Below are 22,334 nucleotides of genomic sequence, written 5' to 3'. Positions count from 1 at the left end.
TCCAATCAACGTCAGTGTCCCAAAATCTGGGTTACTCCGATAAGATATCGTGCCTTCAGGTGAATTTCCCAAACTCGTTCGCTGAGTTTCTCCATCTGTTTGTCAACAATGCGGTGTCTTGCAAGCTATGCAGAGTTAGGAGTGTTCGTCTACCTGCAGATGACCTTTAATCTCGTGGACCAAGGGCATGCCTTGTGACTTAGGACAATTAGTTGCAGCCACATCCGACCGCACATCGCCTGGCTATCGCGCTGGAACGTCACCGTTTCGTGCTTCGCGACCAGCACGGACGCTTCATTCTGGGCTCGCGGTTCGCCGAACTGGCCACAGCCGCCGGCGAAGACCGCCTGCTCACCGCGGCCGGGCCAATCCTGCAAACACTTCTCGACCGCACCGGCGAATCCGCGCAAATCTATCGCCGTCAGGGCGACCAGCGCGTGTGCATCGCCGCCGTCGAACGCGCGAGCGGGCTGCACGATTCCATTCCCGTGGGCGCCATGCTTTCGATGCAGGCCGGCAGCGCCGCGCAGATCCTCGTCGCCTGGGAGGATTCCGAGCGACTGCATCAGGGCCTGCGCCACGCCAAATTCACGACTTCCACGCTGGCGACCGTCCGCCGCCGCGGCTGGGCCGATTCCGTCAACGAACGCGAGGAAGGCGTCTGCTCGGTCTCCGCGCCGATTCGCAACTCCTCCGGCCAGGTCATCGCTGCCATCTCCATCTCCGGCCCCTCCGGCCGCATGGGTCCCTCTCCCGGCCGCCGTTACGCCCCGTACGTTATGGCCGGCGGCAAATACCTCACCGACGCCCTGATGAAGGCCAGCGCCGGGCGGTAAACTCAGACATGAATTCAATTTAGCTCAGTTCAGAGTTATATCGAACAACAATTATCTGAGTAACCAGTCTTTTGCGGTGCATACGTTCACTCCGTTGGACGTATAGCTGGATTCCACGCGGGATACGACCCATTGATGATCCTGTGAAACTCCCAAATCACCAGCAATCTTGCGGACATGCTTGGCGAAACGGTCATGATAGGTCTGACCGGATTTGATTTCGACCAGATCCGGCTGAGAAGAATCGGTGAAATCGAGCAGATCGACTTCTATATCACTGTCGTCACGGTAGAAATATAGTTCCGGATTTTTGCCTTGGTTGAAGTATCGTTTCGCCGTCTCCGACACAATCAAGTTTTCAAATACGCTTCCCAGCACAGGGCTCAGCAAAAGCTCCTGCAGAGAATTGATTTTGAGCAAATAACACAACAGTCCTGTGTCATAGAAATACATCTTCGGTGTCTTGGTCAATCGCTTTCTGGCATTGTAATGAAATGGCATCAGCGGGAACGTAATGTAGCTCGATTCAAGTATCGAAAGCCATCCTTTCACAGTCGCCACTGACACATCTAACTCATTGGCGAAATGGGTGTAATTGATGAGACTACCAGCATTGAGCGCGCAGAGACCCAAGAACTTGCGAAATGCCGCGACGTTGCGAACGTCCAAGTAATCCGCGACATCGCGTTCAATATATGTATCGATATAGCTCGAGAAAAACATATCCAACGGCATTCCATTGTCATACGGACGAGGAAAACCACCTCTTAACATGAATTCATCAACGCTCGGCGAAATCTGCGTCTTCATCGCTTCCGAGTAGGAAAACGGCAACAGTTTTGTGATGCCGACACGGCCAGCGAGGGATTGCTTGATGTTTTTCAACATCAAGAAATTCTGAGAACCGGATATAACATACTGCCCCGGCTCATTCCGTTCATCGGAAACGACTTGAATCATCGAAAAAAGGTCAGGAACGTATTGTGCCTCATCGACGATGAGGTGACCTTGCCGATTGCGAATGAAACCGACGGAATCGTTTGCCGCTTCCTGTCTCATTTGCGGATTTTCCAAATTCACATACTCATAGTCGGAAAACGCCGACCTGACCAACGTCGATTTCCCGCTTTGCCTTGGACCAGTAACAGAAACCACCGGAAACCATGTTGCCATTTTTTTGAGTAAAGAATCCAAAAGGCGTGGCGTCATGACAACTACCTCCAAGCCAAATAAATTAAAATAGGAAAAACAAATTATCTGTTTTTAATTTTACCATAATCACTAAGTAGAAAATACCATAATCATTAAGTAGGATTTACCATAATTCGGGGATACTGGCCAGAATGTGTGTCTGTTTTGGGGTGTGAGGTGTTGTCCCGCATGGCCTGACTGGTGTTTGTGATACGGGGGCGGCGATCTCGGGGTCGGCCAGAATGTGTGTCCGATATCGGGCCGGAGACGTTGCGGCGCAAGGGCTCGCCGGTGTTTGAGATGCCGTGGTTGCATAAGGGGCATGAGAGAACCCTTGTGCGCCGCGTGCGGCGGGAAGATGAAAAGGAACGGGACGACCAGCGCGGGCAGGGCCCGTTGGAGGTGCGTGGGATGCGGCGCGTCGCGCACGCAGGGGCACGACCGCGGGGCCATCGACCTGAAGGCGGGCCTGGACTGGCTGTTCTCCAAACGGTCGCAGGCGGAGTCGGCGGTGCCGGACCGCACGCAGCGCCGGCGCAACCTGACGATGTGGTCGCTGAACCCGCCCACGCCCCTGCCCGCACAGCGGTACGACGTGGTGCACGCCGACGGGATCTGGCTGCACCGGCGGGCCGTCGTCCTGATCGCCATCGCCGGCGGCCATGTGGCCGGCTGGCACGTCGCCCGCAGCGAGAACGGCCGGGCGTGGGCGGCGCTCATGCGCCAGATCCGGGCTCCCAAAGTGCTGGTCTGCGACGGCGGCAACGGCATCGGCAAGGCCATGCGCGCCGTCTGGCCCGGCACCAAAATGCAGCGCTGCCTGTTCCACATCTGCATGAACATCACCACGCTCACCGGCAAGCGGCCCAAGCTCCAGGCCGGCAAGGAGCTGCTCAAGCTGGCCCAACGGCTCAGCCGCGTCAAAAGCGAGGCGATGATGCGCGACTGGCTCGTGGGCTACAACCAGTGGGAACAGGACTACAAGGATTTCCTCGACGAGAAGAGCAGATACGCCGACGGCAGCCTCAACGACGCCCACCAGAGGCTGGCGCGCGCCCGCACCATGATCCGGCGGCGCATCTCCGAACACGTCATGGACACGTTCATCACCATGCAGGAGGAGTGCGCCGAGCCGGTCCCGCCGGACAACAACCTGTGCGAGTCATGGAACCGGCAACTGCGCGACATGCTCCGCGAGCACAACGGCCTGCCCCTCATCCGCGAGATCAAGGCCATCTGCTGGTGGTGCCACATGCACACCGAACACCCCGAAAGCCCGGCATGGCTCGCCCGCCACTGCCTCACCGACCAACAGGTCGAACAGCTCAGCCAACAGGCATGGCAGCGCTCCCCGGAAGGCAGGCTCGCCACCACCGGAGAACCCACCTGGGGCACCGGCATCGACTGGGACGAGTTCCACACCCCGACCCGATACCCCAACCAGGCCGACTAAAAACCAAAACCACCAGAAGACACACAATTTGGCCGGTATCCCCTCGAAAAGCTCTGATTAGCAACGAAAACAAGGCTTCGCAGCCGCTCACTTCTTCAGATGCATCTTGCGCAGAATCTGAGCCAAGAGGCGCGGACGACGAAGGAGGTTCGTGCCTTCCTTTGCGGCGTCGGGGGTGCCATTGAGCGCGTAGGTGTAGGCCTTGTTGGAGCTTGACTTGCCGACCAGATCGCCGAACTCCAAGAGCTGGGTGCGCGGCTCGTAGGGGTGACGGATGTCGAATTCCAGAAGCCTCGCGGCGCGCTGGGCCGGAGCCGGTCCGTAGGAGCCGAAGCCGCAGGTCGGCGTGGCGAACAGCGTCAGGCCGTCGGTGGTGCCGACGAAACGGTTGCGATGGTCATGGCCGGCGAGCAACGCGAAATAGCCATCGGTCGACTTCAGGATGCCGAATTCGCCGGTGTCGGTGTCGGGGCAGCTGATACCCTCTCCCAAGAAGCTTCCGGGCAATGTCTTGGACTCATCGATGACGTAGTTGTGGCCGGCGAAGGTGCGATAGCCTTCGATCGCGTGCGCGGCGGTAGGCGGCACCTCTTTGAGCAAATCGTAATACTGCGGCACTGGAATATGTTGGAAAACCATCGATTTGGCGCCAATCAGCCCCGGCGCGACCTTCAGGAAATCGAGCGCGCGCTGGCTGGGGGCGCCATAGCCGCCGAGCTTGCCGTAATCACCGGAATTGAAGACCACCAGCCCCAGCACGTTGCCGCTTTTGTGGTCCTCGCTGACCGGCAGCGCGAACGTGCCCGGCTCGCAAGGGTAAATGTATTGGTCGGGCAGACCGCTGCCAGGCTGCTTGCGCGGCCGGTCGGAACGCTTGACACTTGGCTCGGGGTTCAGGCATCCCGGGAATTCGCGGTAGATCTCATCGAGTTCGGCGGTGGAAAGCCCGCACTGGAAGTCATGGTTGCCATAGGTCACGGCCCACGGAATGTGGCGCTCGATCAGCGGGGAGACGAACTGCGAGATCTCCTGCCGGACGAGTTCGCGCGTATGCTCAAGTTCGGCGTCACGCTGGTTGGTGGCCGCCGCACCCATCGACCATTTCTGCGGCGTCCACGTGCGTTTGCGGAAGGTCTTGGCGAAAGCCTTGTCGTAACCGGCGATCTGATTGCCAGGGAAAATGACGATATCGGGACGCGAGCTGTCCAACGCGGCCTCGATGAGCCTGATGGTGTCCTTGTTAACCTTGGGGCCGTCCTGGATATCGGCCAGAACGAGCACGCGGAACTTGCCAGAATCGTGGAACTGCAAGCGCCCGAGGCGCGTCGAGACGGACACCGGACGGGTGTCGCCCGGATGGACCGGCTGGATGCGCGGCTTGGACTCGAAATCCGCGGAATCCTTGGCCGCACGCGTAAGTTCAGTCATCGCTCAACCTTTTCCTTGGCGCTAGCACCTGTTACCTTTCATCACCATACATCAGCACGGCGGTCTCGTCACCTTCCGGCAACGCGCCTACGCGCGACATGCATTACATCGCAACCGAATCAGACAACGAAAAAGCCCCGCAACCTAAGCTGCGAGGCTTTCTGCATCTTTGCTGGGGTACCTGGACTCGAACCAAGAACAACTGAACCAGAATCAGCCGTGTTGCCAATTACACCATACCCCAATTGGCTTGGTGCCGTAGCCGAAAAGCAACTATAGCACTTCGTACCTCCAACCGGATTTGAACCGGTGTTGGCGCCGTGAGAGGGCGTAGTCCTAGACCGCTAGACGATGGAGGCTAACTTTTTGCTGCCTTCCCAAGGCAACAAACTAATAGTTTATAGGAAAGCGCGAATAAGCGCAACCCGGCGTGTTGCTCTCAGCATATCCCGCGCCTGCCTTTTTGGCCTGCTATCCGGCCTAATCTTTCTCACGAATGGTGCTATAAACAAGCCACTCACAGCCACTCAACGGCCCAAATATGTCGAAACCGAAAAACTGCGCCATATTCAAGCCACTCACAACCCCGCAACGGCCCAATTATGTCGGAATTATTATTTCGCGCCATAAATAAGCCGCTTGAAGATGGCAGTGGCTTATTTATGGCGCAAATCGAAGATTAGTGTGCAGCCTTCAGCGCAGTCACATCACAGGTGCTGTTTGAGGCCCTTCAAGCGGGCGAGGGTTAGCGGCTTGCCGACGATTTCCATGGACTCGAAAAGCGGCGGGGAGACGCGGCGGCCGGACATGGCCACGCGCACCGGGCCGAACGCCAGACGTGGCTTGAAACCGCCGTCCTCGACCAGCGCCTTGTTGAGCGTTTCGTGGAGGTTGTCCGTCTTCCAATCGGCTTCGTCAACCTCAGCGAGCGCCGCGATGGCCTTGTCCAGCACTTCGGCGGCGGAGTCCTTGAGCGTCTTGCGGGCGTCGTCCTCGGGCTTGATGTATTCGTCCTCGCTCAACAGGCTTCCGGCCATGCCGGCGACCTCGCCCAGCAAGCGCACACGAGGCTGGACCAGCGGCGCGGAAGCGGTCAAGATCCGGCGTTCGCGGTCGGTGAGCTTGTCCCACGAAACCGCGGAAACCACGCCGTCACGATGCAGGTACGGCACGGAACGATTGAGGAAGTCCTGCGGCTCAAGCATACGGATGTGCTCGGCGTTGATGGAGATGGCCTTGTCGATGTCGAAGTGGGCCGGGTTGGCCTTGACGTCGCGGATGTCGAATTTTTCGACCATCTCATCCATGCTGAAAACGTCGCGGTCGGGCGCGATCGACCAGCCAAGCAACGCGAGATAGTTGAGCAGGCCTTCAGGAATGAAGCCGTGTTCGCGGTGCAGGAAAAGGTTGGACTCCGGGTCGCGCTTGGAGAGCTTCTTCTTGCCCTTGCCCATGACGTAGGGCATGTGGCCGAACAGCGGCATTTCCTTGGCGATGCTGAGCTTGATGAGATAGCGGTAAAGCACAACCTGACGAGGCGTGGAGCTCAGCAGGTCCTCACCGCGCAGCACGACGTTGATGCGCATGAGCGCGTCATCGACCGGGTTGGTGAGCGTGTAGAGCGGGTCGCCGTTCGGGCGCACGATGACGTAGTCGGGGACGCTGCCGGCCTTGAACTCGATATGGCCGCGGATGAGATCGTCGAAGGCGATATCCTCGTCAGGCATCTTGATACGCAGCGCAGGCTTGCGACCCTCGGCTTTGAATTCGGCCTTCTGCTCGTCACTCAGGTTGCGGTCGTAGCCGTCGTAACCGAACGCCTTCGGACGGCCAGCGGCGACGTTGCGCGCCTCGATCTCCTCGGCGGTGGAATAGGACTCGTAGGCATAGCCGGCGTCGAGCAGCTTCTTGGCCACGTCGCGATAGATGTCGCCGCGCTCGGACTGGCGGTACGGGCCGTCGGGTCCGCCGACGTTGATGCCCTCGTCCCAGTCGATATGAAGCCAGTTCAGGGCGTCGATGATCTGGTTGTAGCTTTCCTCGGAATCGCGCTCGTTGTCGGTGTCCTCGATGCGGAAGACGAAGGTGCCGTGCGTATGCCGCGCCTCGGCCCAGTTGAACAGGGCGGTGCGCACCATGCCGACATGCGGCGTGCCCGTGGGCGACGGGCAGAAGCGAACACGGACATCTTTGGGCAGTTCAGGTCGTGAATCAGTTGAATTTTCAGTCATATTCCCATTATGCCGCGCGTGATTGACGGGAATATAAAATCGAGAAGAACTCCAGTTTTGCCGCATCTGCAAAAATCCGAATCTCTACAGTATTTCAAGAAACATAATTAATATACATTCCGTTTTAAAAGTTAGTATTGAATGTATACTTTTTCTTACATTGAATGCCAACTTTTTATTTTGGATGTATACTTTTTCTATGAGTCAATACATTCATCGCCCTTTGGCAGACGTCGTAAAGAGCACGCACCAAAAAGTCGCTATATTAGAAGGCGCCAGAGCCGTAGGAAAATCTTTAACGGCACAAACTGAGCTGGCAGATAATGTCTACCATTATTATTCACTGTCCGATAACGCTACATATGAAGAAGCCACACACAACATAGATGGATGGGTAAAGTCCCTTCCGGAATATGCCATCATCGACGAAGCTCAGCGAATAAATAAACTGCCCATGGCAATAAAAAATATCGTTGACAAAAAAGATACAGAAATTCCCCAGTTCATTCTCACGGGCTCCGCCGCTATCACTCGTAATGGTTTGGACGGACAGGATCCCCTGACTCGTAGATCTCGCCGATTTCGGCTTTATCCATTTACGCGCCGCGAATATTTGAAAAACACCCAAAAAAGCATCGTCGATTTACTCTGGGATGAGACACCTAATGAAGAATATAACGGGAACACAACCGACACTGAATTACAACGCTATATCACCGTGGGAGGCTTTCCCACCTATCTTCTCAATTCATCATTAATGACTGAAATGGAAAGGAAGCAATCCGTTCGAGAAGATCTCGCAAACGTAATCGGCGACACTACCATTAATGACGACCGATTCGACACAGTCTGCGCTTTATCTATGCTCCAGGAATTACTTACTACCCCAGGAGGAATCCTCAATCAACAGAAATTGGCAGAACAATTAAAAATAGATCACCGAACGGTAACCAGATACTTAAGCATATTCGAAAATCGCTTTTTAGTATCCGCACTGCCAAACCTTCGCTTAGCTGCCAACAAACAAACATTTTCGCGAGTCAAGATTCATCCAGTTGACACCTCTTTTAGCGTGAATGCACTGACCAGAGCAGGAAAGGACTTCACAAAAGATCGCGTGCTGTTCGGTGAAGTGCTCGAAGCGTTTGTTACCAACCAGATTATTCCCGAAATCCAGTGGTCGACACATATGCCGGAGGTTTTCTATTGGCGAGAAACTGGCCAACATCCGAAAGAAGTTGATCTCGTTCTGGTAAGCGGAAACGAATTGATCGGGATTGAAGTGAAGGCAAACTCTACTGTTCAACGTGACGATTTTGCCGGCTTGGTACAACTGGAAAAAAGCGATTCACGTTTTAAACGAGGCTTTGTGCTGTATACCGGCAAAAAGGTAATTAAACGTTCACAGAAGTATTGGGCCATACCCATTTCCGCATTATGGAACAGTGACGGATTCCTCAACGAATCAAAAACAGGCAATCCTTTGATAGAAACACTATCAAGCCTTAATACGCGGACTGCTCCCATCAAAACCAAAACCAAGATGAGCCCATCCGTATCTAGCGCTCCAGTGGATGCCAATATTTTCTTGAGTTACAGTCATAAGGACAATTCTTTCCTTAATGGCAAAATTCTCAGTCTTGCAGACGATTTGGTCACAGCTTACGAGTACATCAGTGGGCATACGCTTAACCTTTTCACCGATGCCAACAGCATCGATTGGGGAGACGACTGGAAAAAAGCCATTGACAGCAATATAGGAATAGCCAATATCATAATCCCAATCATTTCACCGAATTACTTGAATAGTACTAACTGCAGAAGTGAACTTATTGCATTTAACTCACGAGTTAATGCGAAAACCGACAATAAAATACTAACGCTCAAACTTCAGAATTACGACAACCTCCGAGATAACGAAAATCCTATCTCCCAAATCGTCGATCAATACCAATGGCTTTCCATTGAACAGCTTCCAGATCTTTTACCTCAAACAGTTGAGTACAACAAATTAACCAGAACACTCGCCAGCAAACTGCAGACCGTTATTCAAAAACAGAATAACCGGTCTCAACAAGCCAGCCCCACAATCCATGACAATGTTCGCAAAAAGAAAGCCGATACCGTTACTTCACCAGAGGAACCGGATTTAATCACCTTATTTCAGGAAGCCAGCGAAGAGCTTCCGAAATTTACGGATTACGGAACCAGAACTGAAACCGTTTTCGCTTCACTCTCCCAACATATCAATCAACAACCGTTCCCTTCCGACGCAACGCCGGCTCAAATGCAAATCTGGTGTGGCGACATCGCTCTTGCTGTTCGCGATGATGTCTCCAATCTGGAAACTTTGATAAGTGATATCAATGCATCTTGGAACAAGATCTATCGCACACTTGCAAATAGTTGCCAATTCATAGCGACAATGCCCGCAGGCGAAATTCGTTCAACGCGAATCGCTTCACTAACCGACGCTTTGGACGAAATCAAACAGGGAACAACTCTTCCTGAAGAGACCCAGCAAATGGTTTCTATGATTCCCATGCTCGGTAATATATTCCACCCACTACAGCCTTTGTCAACAGCCTTACTTCGTTTAATCACTTTAATTGGCGATATAAGGAAAATGTGCGATACGTTATTGGAACAACTCGATGCACTTAGCCGTTAATGCTTTGCTTTCATCACTTAATCAGAAATCATTAGTTGCGACAATACGACATTAGAACTATCGATAATCCAACATTAGCTTTTTCAACGATGTTGCACTATTTAACATTCCATCGGCAATCAGTCAGGTAGAGCAACAATTCTGACGACATGATGGCCTGATTCGAGCGGAGGCAGCAACCATGAATTGGGCGGGCAACGAACGCCGGCGATATATCTGGACTCGGTGATTTGCCCAGCACCGCAAGGCTCGCGGTCGACCAGCACCATGCCCATCGAGCCGTCGGCGAGCGGCGGCAACACCACCAGCGCACTGCAATTTGGCGGCACATCAATATCGAGCTGCACACATCCATCGGATGCATTCTCTCGCCGAGAAGGTTTGGCAGAATCCGCAACACCATTTTTCGCCGACGAATCTGCCATGGAATGCAATCCCTGCTTGGCAAGACCAAAATCCACAATGCCGCTTTTCACAGACGAATTTGCCGGATCAAGCGGGAATGTCGGGATGTCCGCATTGTCCGAGGAGAAATCCGCCGAATCCATCACCGTCGAAATCATGCCACTGCCTACTTTTTGGCAACGGACGGCTATGGAACCAGTGCGAACGGGGACTTTTACCTCAGCCTCGCCGATGTCGCCAAGCTGCGGCATGACCAGGAACGTGCGGTAGCCGGGTTCGATCGGGCGGATGCCGAGCAAGCCCTCCGGCAGAAGATAGGCGGGAGACGCGGCCCAAGGATGGGAGTAGGTGAGGTTCGGCTTGAGGCCCGGGTCCCAAGCTTCCATGGTGCCGCCGCCTTGGGCGTGAAGCATGTTGCTCCAGCTTCGCTGGCCTTCTGGTGCGGCGATCAGCGCATTGGCATCGGCTCCATAACCGGCACGATACAGTCCATCAAGATACACCGCGGCCGCATAGACGCTGCAAACCATGCCTCGGGAGCGCAGGTAATCGGCGACTTTCGGCAGTCTCTCTTCCGGCACCTGCCCGAATGCGAGCGCGAAGGCCGAAGCGTGCAATGAATAATGATTGATGCGTAAGGCCGCGATTGATTGAGCGAGTTCAGCATCATTACAAGTTTCGGTAATGGCCGAATCGGCAGAGTTCCGTTGTCGATTTTCTGCTGTGTTTTCATCGCCAATTTGTTGAGAGACGTTTGACAAAGAATTTTCCGACTTCAGACAATGCGAAACTGCTGATTTATCACTTGCCAATTGAGGGACATCGATAAGACCGTCGCAATATGCGCCCTGTATTTCGTCATAAAGCCAAGTATTGATTGCCTTACGGATACGTTTTGAACGGGTGTCGAATAATTCGGCATCGTCATCCTCGCCGACGAGGTATGCCAAGTCCGCCATATCCGCATACGCCTGCGAGGCCAACGCGTTGATGACGGTATTCACGCGGCCGAAGACGAAACCGTCGCGTTCGCTTTGCGGCCAGTCGACCAGGTCGCCGTCAGTATGGCTCGCCTCGCCAGGGTCCTTGACGATGAGGCCGAATCGTTCGTTCCAAAAGCGTTGCGGCAACAGGGTTTTAAGGCGCTCATACTGGGCGCGGACCTGCGAGTCCTCGCCCGTGTGCATCCACCAATCGTGCACCGCCAGAATCAGGTACATCGGCCATTCGGTGGGCCAGGTGCGGTTGGCGATGAGGTAATCGATGGTGTAGCGGGCCAGGGAGGGGGCGTCGTCGAGCGCGAGGTGGCATCGCTGCTGGATCCACGCGTCCGCCTCGTAAGGGGCGCGTTCACGGGTCCAGGAATCGGCGTAGATATTGTCATTGCAGGCATCGATGGTGCGGGCGCAAAGCGACCAGACATCATTCAGCATCGTGTCCGAGGAATGAAAATCCGCGTCATTCGTCGTCTTCGGATAGACCAACGCGGAAGCCTCGATATTGAGTTGCCCTGAATCGAATAGTTCAGCCACATCCACAACGAAGGCATTCATACCTTGAGATTCAGACCCGTCTGCGCCGTCTCGCCCAGGGACTTGGCTATTCCGTTCAGTGGGATCAGCCCTCCCGCAAGAATCGTGGTCATTGGTTCCAGCGCCACTACTGGCATGGAGCTCGACATAGCGGAACACACGCATCCCCCACGTCTCGAGCGCATCGCCGGCTCCGTCTCGGCTTTCATTGCCCTCATCGTCTCTTTTGAGACGCCAACAATCCTCGTAGATGTTGGAAGTGTTGAGATGATATTTTACCCTTCCGTCGTCGTTACATACCTCGCCATATCGGATGTCTAATTCCAGCGGTTGCGGACAACGCGATCGCACCCGGACACCGCCGATTTGGACGGTGCCGAAATCAAGCACCACTCCCCCATCCGGCAAGACCGAGACAGCGACCGGACGACGATGGCGAAGCCACAGCTTGTCGGTCGGTGTCGGCTCAAGTCTTGGGAAATGAGGCTTTTCGATGGCATCGGGCCATGAGGAGTCATCAAAACCAGAATCGGCAAAACCGAATGGATAATATTGCGAATCAATGTTTTCGGCCGGCGCCTCGAAATACTGCGTGCCTATCGAAGCGCTGTCCGGATAGACACGATTACCGGGCATGGCTTTCCAGCTGGAATCAGTGGCATAATGACGTACCTCGCCATCGCTGAATTCGACATCGAGTTGGGCGGCGAAACACTGGTCCTTGAGCGTATACGCAAGAATGGCGAGGGCATTGCCACCGGAATGCAGCAGGGACGTCACATCATAACCGTCGACCCGCGCCTCGTCGCCAATGGGGAAGACCGGCCCGCAACCGACGAACGATCCGTTGGCCCATAGCCGATAGACGAACTGCCGGGCCGGGCGCGTGGAAGATCCCGTCGCATATAAACTCGCACACAATATGGGTTTATTAGGCAGGGTGATTTCGTCACGCAGAAAAGCCCATCCGCGTGAGTCGCCTGCGTTTTCGGGAATAGCCGACGTGTCAGCCCAAATTGGCATTGCCTGCCATTGCCCTGCCGGCCAGAATCCGAAAGTAACGGGGGCGGCCCATCCGGATTCGTTGTCATCAGTAGTGTCGAATTTACCGGCAGTTTCTTCACCTACACTGCCTCTGCCATCATGGGCTGTGGTATCCGGTTCAGATGGCGCAGTGCCAGAAACCGTTCTGGTCTCAACGTTCTGCGATTTGCCCGACGTGCCGGTTTCCGCAGATTCTGTGGTGCTATGCCACAAACGAACCGATGCCCAATATCTCCGCCCCGGTTCAAGCGGCACTTCATCCAATGCGACGCCTTCGAAACCGTCGCCGAGCACCTTGTCACTATCCCAAATATCACCAATGCCCGCTACAGCCTTGTCCGGGTTGCTTGAAACCACCACTTGATAGGCCGCAACATCGCCAGCTCCAAGTCCGTCCCCACTTTCCCGCCATCGCAGCACAGGAACGGAATCGCAAGTCAAATCGACGGGATTAACCCGGTCGTCAATCAATATTTGTATCACAAAAATCACACTGCCTTGTGTAATCCGAACGATCCGAGCGCACCATAATAATAAAGAGCGCAACGCACCATAGTGCAAACCGTCCGGTCATTGCCGGTAATCGCTCATCGACGAGAAGAGGCCAGACATGCCGCCGCCGGAGCCACCCGCAGGTTTCTCGCTATCGCCGGTGTAGAGCTCGATGAGTTTCTTGTCGCCGCTTTCACGCGCCATCGCCTCGAAAAGCACATCGGCCTGCCATCGCGCCGAAGCCCAGACGATAAACCAGATGATGCCGGTGAACAGCAGGCCGGTGATGATCGGTGAACTCGCCATCCCCCAGAAATAGCCGAACACGGCGATACCGCTGATCACAATCATATAGATCCTCCGGGCCGAAAGTAGCACGCCGTTTTTGATGACCGCATACCATTTCGCATGTGGATATTCCACAACCAAGACCAATGAGACCAGCAGCGACTGGATGAGGAAAATGATGCAGATGGAAAGCACCGGCACCATCAAGGCGCCGAAACCGAGCTTGACCATGATCTGCATCGAATAGGAGAACGTGAAGATGAAGAACCCGTAGATCGCCCCCTGCACGATCGCGCGGGGAAGCAGACGGATGAAGGCGCGGAAATACGGACGGATGCAGGCCGCGGTATCATCGGGCGCGACGTATGGGCCGGCGATCCAGTCGGGAGGCCGATAGCCTTCGTTCAACATGCGGACCCGGCGCTTGCTCGCGCGCCCGAACAGTGTCGGCTGGTCGCGGAACAGGGCGAAACCGGCGGCGATGCCGGGCGAGCTCAGGACCAAGGCCAGCGTCAGCGCCGGGTAATAGTCGAGGTTCTGCACCACCACCCAGATGGCGATCAGGGGGATGATGCCGACGAAAATGCACCACCCCGCCATCAGCAGGACGTAGACGCTGTTGGCTATCAGGCCAAAAGCCTCACCGAGGTTGTGGTTCTTGCCATTCGACGAACCCGCCATCACGCACTTCCCTTCCGTCCCGTCCCGCACGACGTGCAAACTCATCACCGTAGAGTCTACCGTCCGGGGGCTTCGCCCGTGAATAATGAAAAAGAGAAACGAAAATCCGACGCATGCGTGCAATGGAACCACTGCAGGCAACATACATCGGATTCTCGCCTCTCACGGAAACCTTTGGTATCAGCCCTTCATGCCGGAGGTCGCGATGCCTTCGATGAACTGCTTCTGGCCGATGAGGAAGACGATGATGATGGGGAGTACCGAAATGACGGAGCCGGTCATGATCATCGCGTAATCCGCGTTGTACTGGGAGATGAACTGCTTCAGGCCGATCTGGATGGTCCACAGGTTCGCGGAACGCAAGTAGATCAACGGGCCCATGTAGTCATTCCACGTGTTGGTGAAGGTGATGATCGCCAACGCAGCAATCGACGGGCCGGAAAGTGGAAGCACAATCTTCCAGTAGATGCCGAACTCGCTCAGGCCGTCGAGCCTCGCCGCTTCCGACAAGTCCTCGGGTATCGTGTCGTAGAACTGTTTCATCATGAACACGCCGAACGCGCCGAACGCCTGCAACAGAATGATCGACCATCGCGTGTCGGAAAGGCCGACGGCGGCGATCATCTTGAACTGCGGGATCATGTAGGCCTGCCACGGCACGGCCATCGTCGCGATGTAGACGAGGAACAGGGCGTTGTGGCCACGGAACGGAATCTTCGAGAAGCCGTAGGCGGCGAACGAGCCGGTGAACACCTGCAGGGCCGTGACGATAATCGCGAAGAACAGGGTGTTCAAAATCCACGTGGTCATGTTGGACTTGGTCCAGATGGCCGCGTAATTATGCCATTGCCATACCGACGGGAACCACTTGATCGGGACCGTATAGACTTCGTTGTTCGGCTTCAGGGATGAAAGAACCATCCAGAAGAACGGCAGCAAAGTGAACGCCGCCACCAAGATCATGGCGAGATAGCCGATGATCGTGCCGATGATCTTCAACGGGGACTTGCGCTTCTTGTTGAAGGGGATCTCGGGTGCCACGGCACCAGCCTCAGCCAATTGAGGAGCCACTGCTTGCGTAGACATATTAGTTCTCCTTCGAATTGTTGTACCAGAACTGAATCAGCGTGACCACCATGCAGATGAACAACAGCACCAAAGACACCGCCGACGCATAGCCGTAATCGCCGTTGTCGAACGCCACCGAGTAGATGTACTGGGCCAGCACCTCTGTGGTCGTGCCAGGTCCGCCATCGGTCATGATCAGTGTCAGGTCCAAGATCTTGAACGAGCCGATGGTCAAGGTGACCATCACAAAGAACAGCGTCGGGCGCATGCACGGCACCGTGACGTGCCAGAAACGCTTCCAGCCGTTCGCGCCGTCGAGCTCGGCCGCCTCGTACAACTCACTGGGAATCGTCTGCAAACCGGCCAGCAGAAGAATCATGTAGTAGCCGACCTCGCGCCAGGTGCCGACGATGATGACCGCGGGCATCGCCCACTTGGTCGAGCCAAGCCATCCAGGGACGTTGCCCGAGCCCACGAAGAGCTTCAGGAACTGGTTGATCGGGCCGGACTTCGGGTCGAAGAGCATGGCCCAGACCTGCGCCGCCGCCACCATCGAGGTGACATACGGCATGAAGGCGACCGTACGGAAGAATCCGCGCCCTTTGAGCTTGGAGTTCAGCAAGACCGCCAGGCCGAAGGCGATTGCCAACGTCAGCGGGATGTGAACCAGCGAATAGTAGAACGTGTGCCAAACGGTCTGCCAGAAGATGCGGTCATGGACCAGGCGCACCCAGTTCACCAGGCCGTTGAACACCGGCATGCCGAACGCCGACCACTTGGTGAACGCGATGTAGAACAATGAAAGCACCGGAACCAGCGTCAACAGGATGAAGCCGATGAAGTTCGGCGAAATGAATATCAGGCCGTTGCGAAGGTTGCGATGCGAGATCGCCTTCGCGTCCATCTTTCCGCCTTTTTGCCGTTGCGGTTCCGGCGGCTGGTTGTGCGCCTCGACGGCACCCGCCTCCCCCACCGCGGCGAGATCGGCGCCCACCTCGGCAATATCCGAACTAGAAGAATCCGACATCGCTGCCTCCTCCTTGAATATGCAGCCAATGCACACAAGCCGTCAACCACTTCGTCGACATTGACTTACTGCGTCTTGTTAATTGTTATTAATTCATAACAATTATATGTTTAGCGATAAAAGACCGACCAGCCCTTACCCGGGAATCAAACCTGCCAACCCGATATGGAAACCCGATATGGAACTGCCGGTCTGCCGTCCATCCGCGCGGCCGTTACGTTGCGAACGGCCGCGCAGACAATCAGACGGTTTCAGAATGCCCGCTCACTGCTGAAGCACACCTTGGTTCTTGACATCGTCCTGGCACTGGTTGATCGCGCCATCAGTCTTCGACGTACCGGTGAGAATCGAGGAGTTCATGGTCTTGAGCAAGGTCTGGACCGTATCGGTGGCGTCGCTGACAGGAGCCTCGAGCTTCATGTCGAACTTCGCCCAAGCATCCTTGGATTCCTGGTCGGTGGCCATGCCATCGGCGGCGAAGAAGTCCTTGGTGATCTTGTCGTTGATATAGGCAGGGGTGGTGGTGAGCTTGGCGAGCACATCAGCACCGCCCTCGCCAACGGCCCATTCGACGAACTTCTTGGCGGCTGCGGCCTTCTGGCCCTTGGACTTGGCCGAAACCATCAGGCCGGTCGGGCTGCCGAAGGTGACCGGGGTGGCCGGAACCTTCTTGCTCGGGTTCTGCGGGATCGGGGCCATGCCCCAATCGAACTTCTGGGAGTCGCCGGTCTTCTGCTGGCTCAGGAACGAAGCGGCGTACCAAGTGCCCATCGGCATCATGGCGGCCTTCTGCGTGCCGAACTGCGCCTGGTACTGCACCTTGTTGGTGAAGGAGGTGTTGTAGTCAATCGTCAGCTTGTCGTTCTGCCACTTCAAAGCGCGCTCATAATACGGCTTCATGTAGCCGAAGTTGCCCTTGAGGTAGGTCTTCTCCGCGGGCTGGCCGTTCTGGGCGAGCGCGAAGGACTGGGTCAGGGACTGCCAATTGTGCTGGTACATCGGGTAGACGGAATTGGCGTCGTAACCGGCGGCGGGCAGCTTCTTCTTGAGCTCCTCGCCGGCCTTGGTGTAGTCGTTCCAGGTCCAAGTGGCGTCGGGCTCCTTCACGCCGGTCTTCTTGAACATGTCCTTGTTATAGAACAGGACCCAGTGGTCGGCGCGGTACGGCAGGGCGAAGTACTTGCCGTCCTTGGTCTTGTACATCGAGTCGTCGAAGCCCTTGTGGTCGGCGAACTTCTTGGCGATATCGCTGATGTCGGCCAGGCCCTGCGACTTGGCGTAGGTATTGTATTTCACGGTGTTCTTCAGCGGGAACACATCGGGCTGCGCGCCGGCGGAGATGTCGGCGGTGAGCTGCTTGTCGTAGTCATCCGCGCTGTATTCCTTGAGCTTGATGGTGACGTTCGGATACTCCGCTTCGAAACCGTCGACGAGCTTCTGGAACTCGGGGGTCATCTTCAGCGACCAACCACCCATGGTGATCTCGGTCTTCGCATTCTTGTCAAACGTATTGGAATCAGAGGCGCCGCTCTTCTGGTCGCCGCCGCCACCGCAACCCGCGAGAAGCATTGCGAGTGCAGAGACCGCCGCTATGGCGCCTACTGGACGTGAGAGTTTCATAATCGAATCCTTTCCTTGAGGCTTCCTCGCCTTTCTGCAAGGACCACGAGCCACAAACCCCGACTCGTCGTCGTCCTTGATTGTCAGAGTACACAAATGGCAACAAGGAAAGCGTTTGTTGCCATTATTTGTCAGATTTGATAGAACAACTATTCGTTTGTGTTTATTGCCGAAGCCGCGGAAATCCGCCGATAGACGCCTTTTCAGCTGTCAGCGAGTCACGTATTCCCGCGTCGCCGCGCCCCGGGCACTGCTAGGCTCGAAGACATGGGATGGCTACGAAATCCGCGTTTGAGGGCACGAGATTTAGGTCCATCCATACCGGAAATTCCTCCCTGCCAGCCAGGGCGGGACGAGGCATCGGACAGATAGCAAAGGAGTATCAGCCCATGGCAGTCATAGTCAACGGCGAAACGTCACCGCAGCAAGACAAATCCGTCGGCGTGCATTCGATTAATCCATTACCAGAGCCAGATATGTCGGGTTCTCCGTCTTCGACGAGCCACGCGCCAGTGCAATTATGGACATCGACCAGCGGGGACCTGACCCAGCGGCGTCAACACCTTGAAACGCCGGCGCCCACGGCCGAACCCGGCAGGGCGACCACCGTGGTCATCGACCCCACCCGTCAATACCAGCTCTGGGAAGGGGCCGGCGCGGCCATCACCGATTCCAGCGCCTCTCTGCTGATGCATAGCATGAGCGCCGAGCAGCGCCATGCCATTCTCGAAGAGATGTTCAGCCCGGAACAAGGCGGGTTCTCGTCGGTGCGTATCTCGATTGGTTCCTGCGATTTCGTCGACCAAAAGTATTACAGCTACGATGAACTGCCAGACGACGTCGGCACGGACCCGAACCTCGATTACTTCTCCATCGGTTCCGGCGAGCCCGGCGCGCCGGATGCCACCAAGGATTTGAAGAACGTGATTCCGGTCTTGCAGGAGATCATGTCCATCAACCCGGCCGTCAAGGTGATGGCCTCGCCGTGGAGCCCGCCGGCCTGGATGAAGACCAACCACAAGCTCGAGGGCGACGGCAGGCTGCGCCTCGGCGAATACTGCGGCAACGGCTTCCGCAGGCAGGACACCATCGATTACGTCTACGCGCAGTATTTCGTCAAGTTCATCGCCGCCTACGCCAGCTACGGCATCCCCATCACTTCGGTGACCATGCAGAACGAGCCGAGCAACTCGCCGCAATGGCCCATGGCCATCTGGACGCCCGAGGAGCTGACGGAATGGGGCAGCGAATACCTGCGGCCTTGCCTCGATGCAGCCTTCCCCGACGTCGAGATCTATTTCGGCGACGACGGGCTGCGCTTCTTCCAACGCCCGGTGAGCGACTACATGACCCAGGCCCAAGCCGAATGCTTCGCGGGCGTCGCGTTCCACACTTACTCCGGCCTGCCCAAGTGGGTGCTCAATGGCACCCGACAATTCCCGCAATGGAAGGCCTGCATGAGCGAGCGCCGCTGCATGCTCGACGAGACCGTCGACGAAGCCAGCCACGTGATGTTCGGCGAGATCGGCACCGGCCTGGTGCGCAACAACGTCGGGCTGATCAACCTGTGGAACATCGCGCTGGACGAGCAGGGTTTCCCGAGCTACGCCAAGACGCGCGGCCGTCGCGGGGTCATCACCATCGATTCGAAGACCGGCAAGGTCAAGCGCAACCTCGAGTACTTCATGTTGCGCAACTTCGGACAGGACGTGCGCCCCGGCTCCAGGCGCGTGGCCTCCACCAACCACACTCCCGACGGACGGCACGGCGGCCTGGGTTCGGTCGCGTTCATCGAAGCGGACGGGCGCGGGTTCGCCGGGTTCCTTTATAACCCGACCGACGAGCCCATCGATGCGGCTGTCACTTTCGCCGGCGAAGGCGCGGCCTGGCGCCATGTCACCGTTCCCGCCTACGGCACCGTGACCTTCCATATCTCGTATTCGCCGATCAACGTCAGCGAGGCTCCCGCGGACGATGATTTCAAGATCACCTACACCCCGCACCCCGCCGACGATCACGACGAGCGCATTTTCTAAACGACACCGCTAACCAGCGCAAAGCGCCGCTTTCCAACCCAAAGGGAGACGGCGCTTCGTCGTAATTTCCTCATTTAAATCAGAATGTGCTTTAGTTTACTGTTGTTAATTAATGAAACAACTTCTATTTACGTATTACGTTAGGTCAATGGCTAGAGTACATGTACTCTAGCCATTGAGAACAAATTTGTCAAATTTTCAATGTGTCTTGGTAAAAGATATGTATTTTATCTTATATTAAGCAAAATATATAAAGTACTTGTACTTTATGTATATTATATTTATTTGTCAAATCATCGGCATGTTATCAGGAATAATTCCATTTATTTTATATCTTTATTGGAGATTGATAAAGTACTTGTACTTTATCAATATTTTATTTATTTGTCAAATCATAGCGTGTGGACTAGTATTAAAGAATGGTTGCGCGATATGTTTTTTATAAAAAGAAAAGCCGTAAGGAAATATCCAACGCGGTGAAAGAAGAGAGCGCCGCCTTCAATAATGTATTGAGCTTTTCCGCAATCAAAATAATTTATCATAACCTCCAAAAACGTGGGTTTCTCCTGCAAAAGGTCTCCTTTGCAAACTTCAGGGATTATCTGGTCTCCCCTGAGGCAAACCTGTACAAAAAAATACGAATATCCAAGAAAAACGAAGAAATGAATCTCATCAGGCTGATTCCTAAAAACAAGCCCGTTTCTCCTTATGCCATAGCACTTTCTCTTGCTGCACACACCTATGTTTCGCACTATTCTGCCCTATACCTGAATGATTTGACCTTGAACGTTCCTAAGCCCATATACGTCAAAAAGAAAAGAACAAAGCCTAAAATGTCCGAGCGAAGTGAGGAAATATCTCAATCTCAGATAGATAAGGCCTTTTCGATTCCGGCAAGAGTGACCAACAACATATACATATTCGACTACGAAAACAAAACATATGAAGTCTATCTGCTTGAACAATCTGCCACTGTGGACATGGGCATTACCAAAATGCACGTGGCAAACGCCCCATCAGAAATACCGGTGAGTGGCATAGAAAAGACTCTTGTCGAATGCACCGTTAAACCAGAATATTCGGGGGGGACTCAAGAAATATTGAATGCATTTGAAAGAGCCAAAGGGGATTTAAAAGTACTCAGGATGATGCAACTGCTTCACAATGGCCAATTCCTGTACCCCTACGGGAAAAACATACTATTTTATATGGATCGTGCCAAGTACCCGGAACAGCAGAAAAGTCTTGTACGCGAACGATTGGACTCAGGTAAGGAAAAATTGAACATGTATCTGCAAAAGGACATGCGCAACAAATCATTTGATTCTAATATCGGGATCTACTATCCGAAAGGATTGGGCGCCAGATGACTGACATGGAACTGACTGATCAAGAAATCATCGATAAAGCTTTGTCTGCCCTGTTCTCAATTGATGAAATTGCCGATAGAATCGCATTGCACGGCGGCCAAGCTTTGATTGCCTATGGTATTAGTCATCGTGCTTCTCGGGACATAGATGCATTTTGCAAAGAAGATACCATCACCGAACACGAAGTGTCTCTCATAAAGGATTCACTAACCGAACAGTTCACCGACTATGGTCTGGAAGTTAGAAAGATTCGCAGAGTTTATCTGCCCAGCAAATCCAAAGACAAAAAACTAGTAAAAATCACTGTTGAAATTGCCAATCAAAGCCATTCGATGAAACCAACCCGGAAGTCCCCAATTCATCGTTTTGGGAATAAGAAGGGTCTTAGTATAGAAATCTCGCTATCAAACAGGATGCTTCTTTTGGATAGAATCTATGTTAATGGCGTCGAAATAATCGTTTCGTCTCTAGCTAGAATTATCTACGAAAAGATGCTGTCATTGTGCGAAAACGCTCCAAATTACAAGCTAACACACCCAGGAAAAGGTAATACAGACCAAAGTTTGCGAGCCAAAGACCTGTTCGACATTTCTTCGATTCTTAAATCAAAACATGAAACAAGAATTCAAATAATCCAAACCGATCAAATCATTGTCTTGAAAACGATGATGGAAGATGTAAATGTGGGTAAGACAGATTTTCTGGCATTAAAGCAAGATCTCGATGATTATAGCGACCAATACCGCGAAGAATACAACAATATGAGCAGAGACCAAGTTCCGCTTGACGAGCGCATCGACTTCGCAGACGCAAAAAAGAGCGTGCTGGACGCGCTGATAGCAATACTCAACGCACTGTAGTCGTCACTAATCAGCGCAAAGCGCCGCCTCCCCATCCAAAGGAAGGCGGCGCTTCATCATATTCGCTTCAAAAAAAACACCATTAGCCAGAGCGATGGGGA

Annotated in this window: 13 protein-coding genes, 2 tRNA genes and 1 pseudogene; 6 read left to right on the top strand and 10 right to left on the bottom strand. The window is 54.4% G+C overall.

Features of this window, described 5'->3' with window-relative positions; all coding sequences use genetic code 11:
• Positions 1-199 precede the first annotated feature (199 nt).
• Positions 200-836 (top strand): annotated as a pseudogene (locus OZX73_RS01480) (IclR family transcriptional regulator); the annotation flags it as partial.
• 51 nt (positions 837-887) lie between these two features.
• Here the strand turns inward: OZX73_RS01480 and OZX73_RS01475 are convergent.
• Positions 888-2,045, bottom strand: coding sequence for an ATP-binding protein (locus OZX73_RS01475; RefSeq protein ID WP_277149982.1), 1,158 nt, complete (start codon positions 2,043-2,045; stop codon positions 888-890).
• Between the two features lie 304 nt (positions 2,046-2,349).
• Here OZX73_RS01475 and OZX73_RS01470 point away from each other — a divergent pair, with 304 nt between their 5' ends.
• On the top strand, positions 2,350-3,480 hold the full coding sequence (locus OZX73_RS01470) for an IS1249 family transposase (protein WP_277147995.1): 1,131 nt from the start codon (positions 2,350-2,352) through the stop codon (positions 3,478-3,480).
• Positions 3,481-3,567: 87 nt separating this feature from the next.
• On the opposite strand, the gene OZX73_RS01465 is transcribed toward OZX73_RS01470, so the two are convergent.
• The 4 genes from OZX73_RS01465 to gltX form a co-directional block, all read right to left on the bottom strand.
• Positions 3,568-4,908, bottom strand: coding sequence for a metallophosphoesterase (locus tag OZX73_RS01465; RefSeq protein ID WP_277149980.1), 1,341 nt, complete (start codon positions 4,906-4,908; stop codon positions 3,568-3,570).
• 172 nt (positions 4,909-5,080) lie between these two features.
• A tRNA-Gln gene (locus tag OZX73_RS01460) sits at positions 5,081-5,152 on the bottom strand.
• Between the two features lie 42 nt (positions 5,153-5,194).
• Positions 5,195-5,267, bottom strand: a tRNA-Glu gene (locus tag OZX73_RS01455).
• A gap of 348 nt (positions 5,268-5,615) precedes the next feature.
• Complete coding sequence (gene gltX, locus OZX73_RS01450) at positions 5,616-7,139, bottom strand: glutamate--tRNA ligase (protein ID WP_277149978.1); 1,524 nt, start codon at positions 7,137-7,139, stop codon at positions 5,616-5,618.
• Between the two features lie 199 nt (positions 7,140-7,338).
• Here gltX and OZX73_RS01445 point away from each other — a divergent pair, with 199 nt between their 5' ends.
• Positions 7,339-9,810: an AAA family ATPase gene (locus OZX73_RS01445; protein ID WP_277149976.1), complete on the top strand. Its 2,472-nt coding sequence runs from the start codon at positions 7,339-7,341 to the stop codon at positions 9,808-9,810.
• Between the two features lie 119 nt (positions 9,811-9,929).
• Here OZX73_RS01445 and OZX73_RS01440 read toward each other — a convergent pair whose 3' ends face one another.
• The 5 genes from OZX73_RS01440 to OZX73_RS01420 all read right to left on the bottom strand — a co-directional run bounded on the left by OZX73_RS01440 (position 9,930) and on the right by OZX73_RS01420 (position 17,967).
• Positions 9,930-13,337 (bottom strand): family 78 glycoside hydrolase catalytic domain, encoded by a 3,408-nt coding sequence (locus OZX73_RS01440; RefSeq protein ID WP_277149974.1) that lies wholly within the window; start codon positions 13,335-13,337, stop codon positions 9,930-9,932.
• Positions 13,338-13,361: 24 nt separating this feature from the next.
• Complete coding sequence (locus OZX73_RS01435; protein ID WP_277149972.1) at positions 13,362-14,297, bottom strand: hypothetical protein; 936 nt, start codon at positions 14,295-14,297, stop codon at positions 13,362-13,364.
• 135 nt (positions 14,298-14,432) lie between these two features.
• Entirely contained in the window at positions 14,433-15,338 is a 906-nt protein-coding gene (locus OZX73_RS01430; RefSeq protein WP_277149970.1) for a carbohydrate ABC transporter permease, read from the bottom strand.
• A 1-nt stretch (position 15,339) separates the two neighbouring features.
• On the bottom strand, positions 15,340-16,347 hold the full coding sequence (locus OZX73_RS01425) for a sugar ABC transporter permease (RefSeq protein ID WP_277149968.1): 1,008 nt from the start codon (positions 16,345-16,347) through the stop codon (positions 15,340-15,342).
• 264 nt (positions 16,348-16,611) lie between these two features.
• Entirely contained in the window at positions 16,612-17,967 is a 1,356-nt protein-coding gene (locus OZX73_RS01420; RefSeq protein ID WP_277149966.1) for an extracellular solute-binding protein, read from the bottom strand.
• A gap of 389 nt (positions 17,968-18,356) precedes the next feature.
• On the opposite strand from OZX73_RS01420, the gene OZX73_RS01415 reads away from it, so the two are divergent.
• The 3 genes from OZX73_RS01415 to OZX73_RS01405 all read left to right on the top strand — a co-directional run bounded on the left by OZX73_RS01415 (position 18,357) and on the right by OZX73_RS01405 (position 22,233).
• Complete coding sequence (locus OZX73_RS01415; RefSeq protein ID WP_277149964.1) at positions 18,357-20,003, top strand: glycosyl hydrolase family 30; 1,647 nt, start codon at positions 18,357-18,359, stop codon at positions 20,001-20,003.
• Positions 20,004-20,479: 476 nt separating this feature from the next.
• Entirely contained in the window at positions 20,480-21,373 is an 894-nt protein-coding gene (locus OZX73_RS01410; protein ID WP_277149962.1) for a hypothetical protein, read from the top strand.
• Entirely contained in the window at positions 21,370-22,233 is an 864-nt protein-coding gene (locus OZX73_RS01405) for a nucleotidyl transferase AbiEii/AbiGii toxin family protein (RefSeq protein WP_277149960.1), read from the top strand. Before OZX73_RS01410 ends, OZX73_RS01405 begins: the two co-directional genes overlap by 4 nt.
• The last annotated feature ends 101 nt before the right edge of the window (positions 22,234-22,334 follow it).

The organism is Bifidobacterium sp. ESL0775 (assembly GCF_029395475.1).
Lineage (GTDB): Bacteria > Actinomycetota > Actinomycetes > Actinomycetales > Bifidobacteriaceae > Bifidobacterium.
The sequence above is the reverse complement of the archived record's forward strand: the minus strand, read 5'-3'. Positions and strand labels throughout refer to the sequence as shown.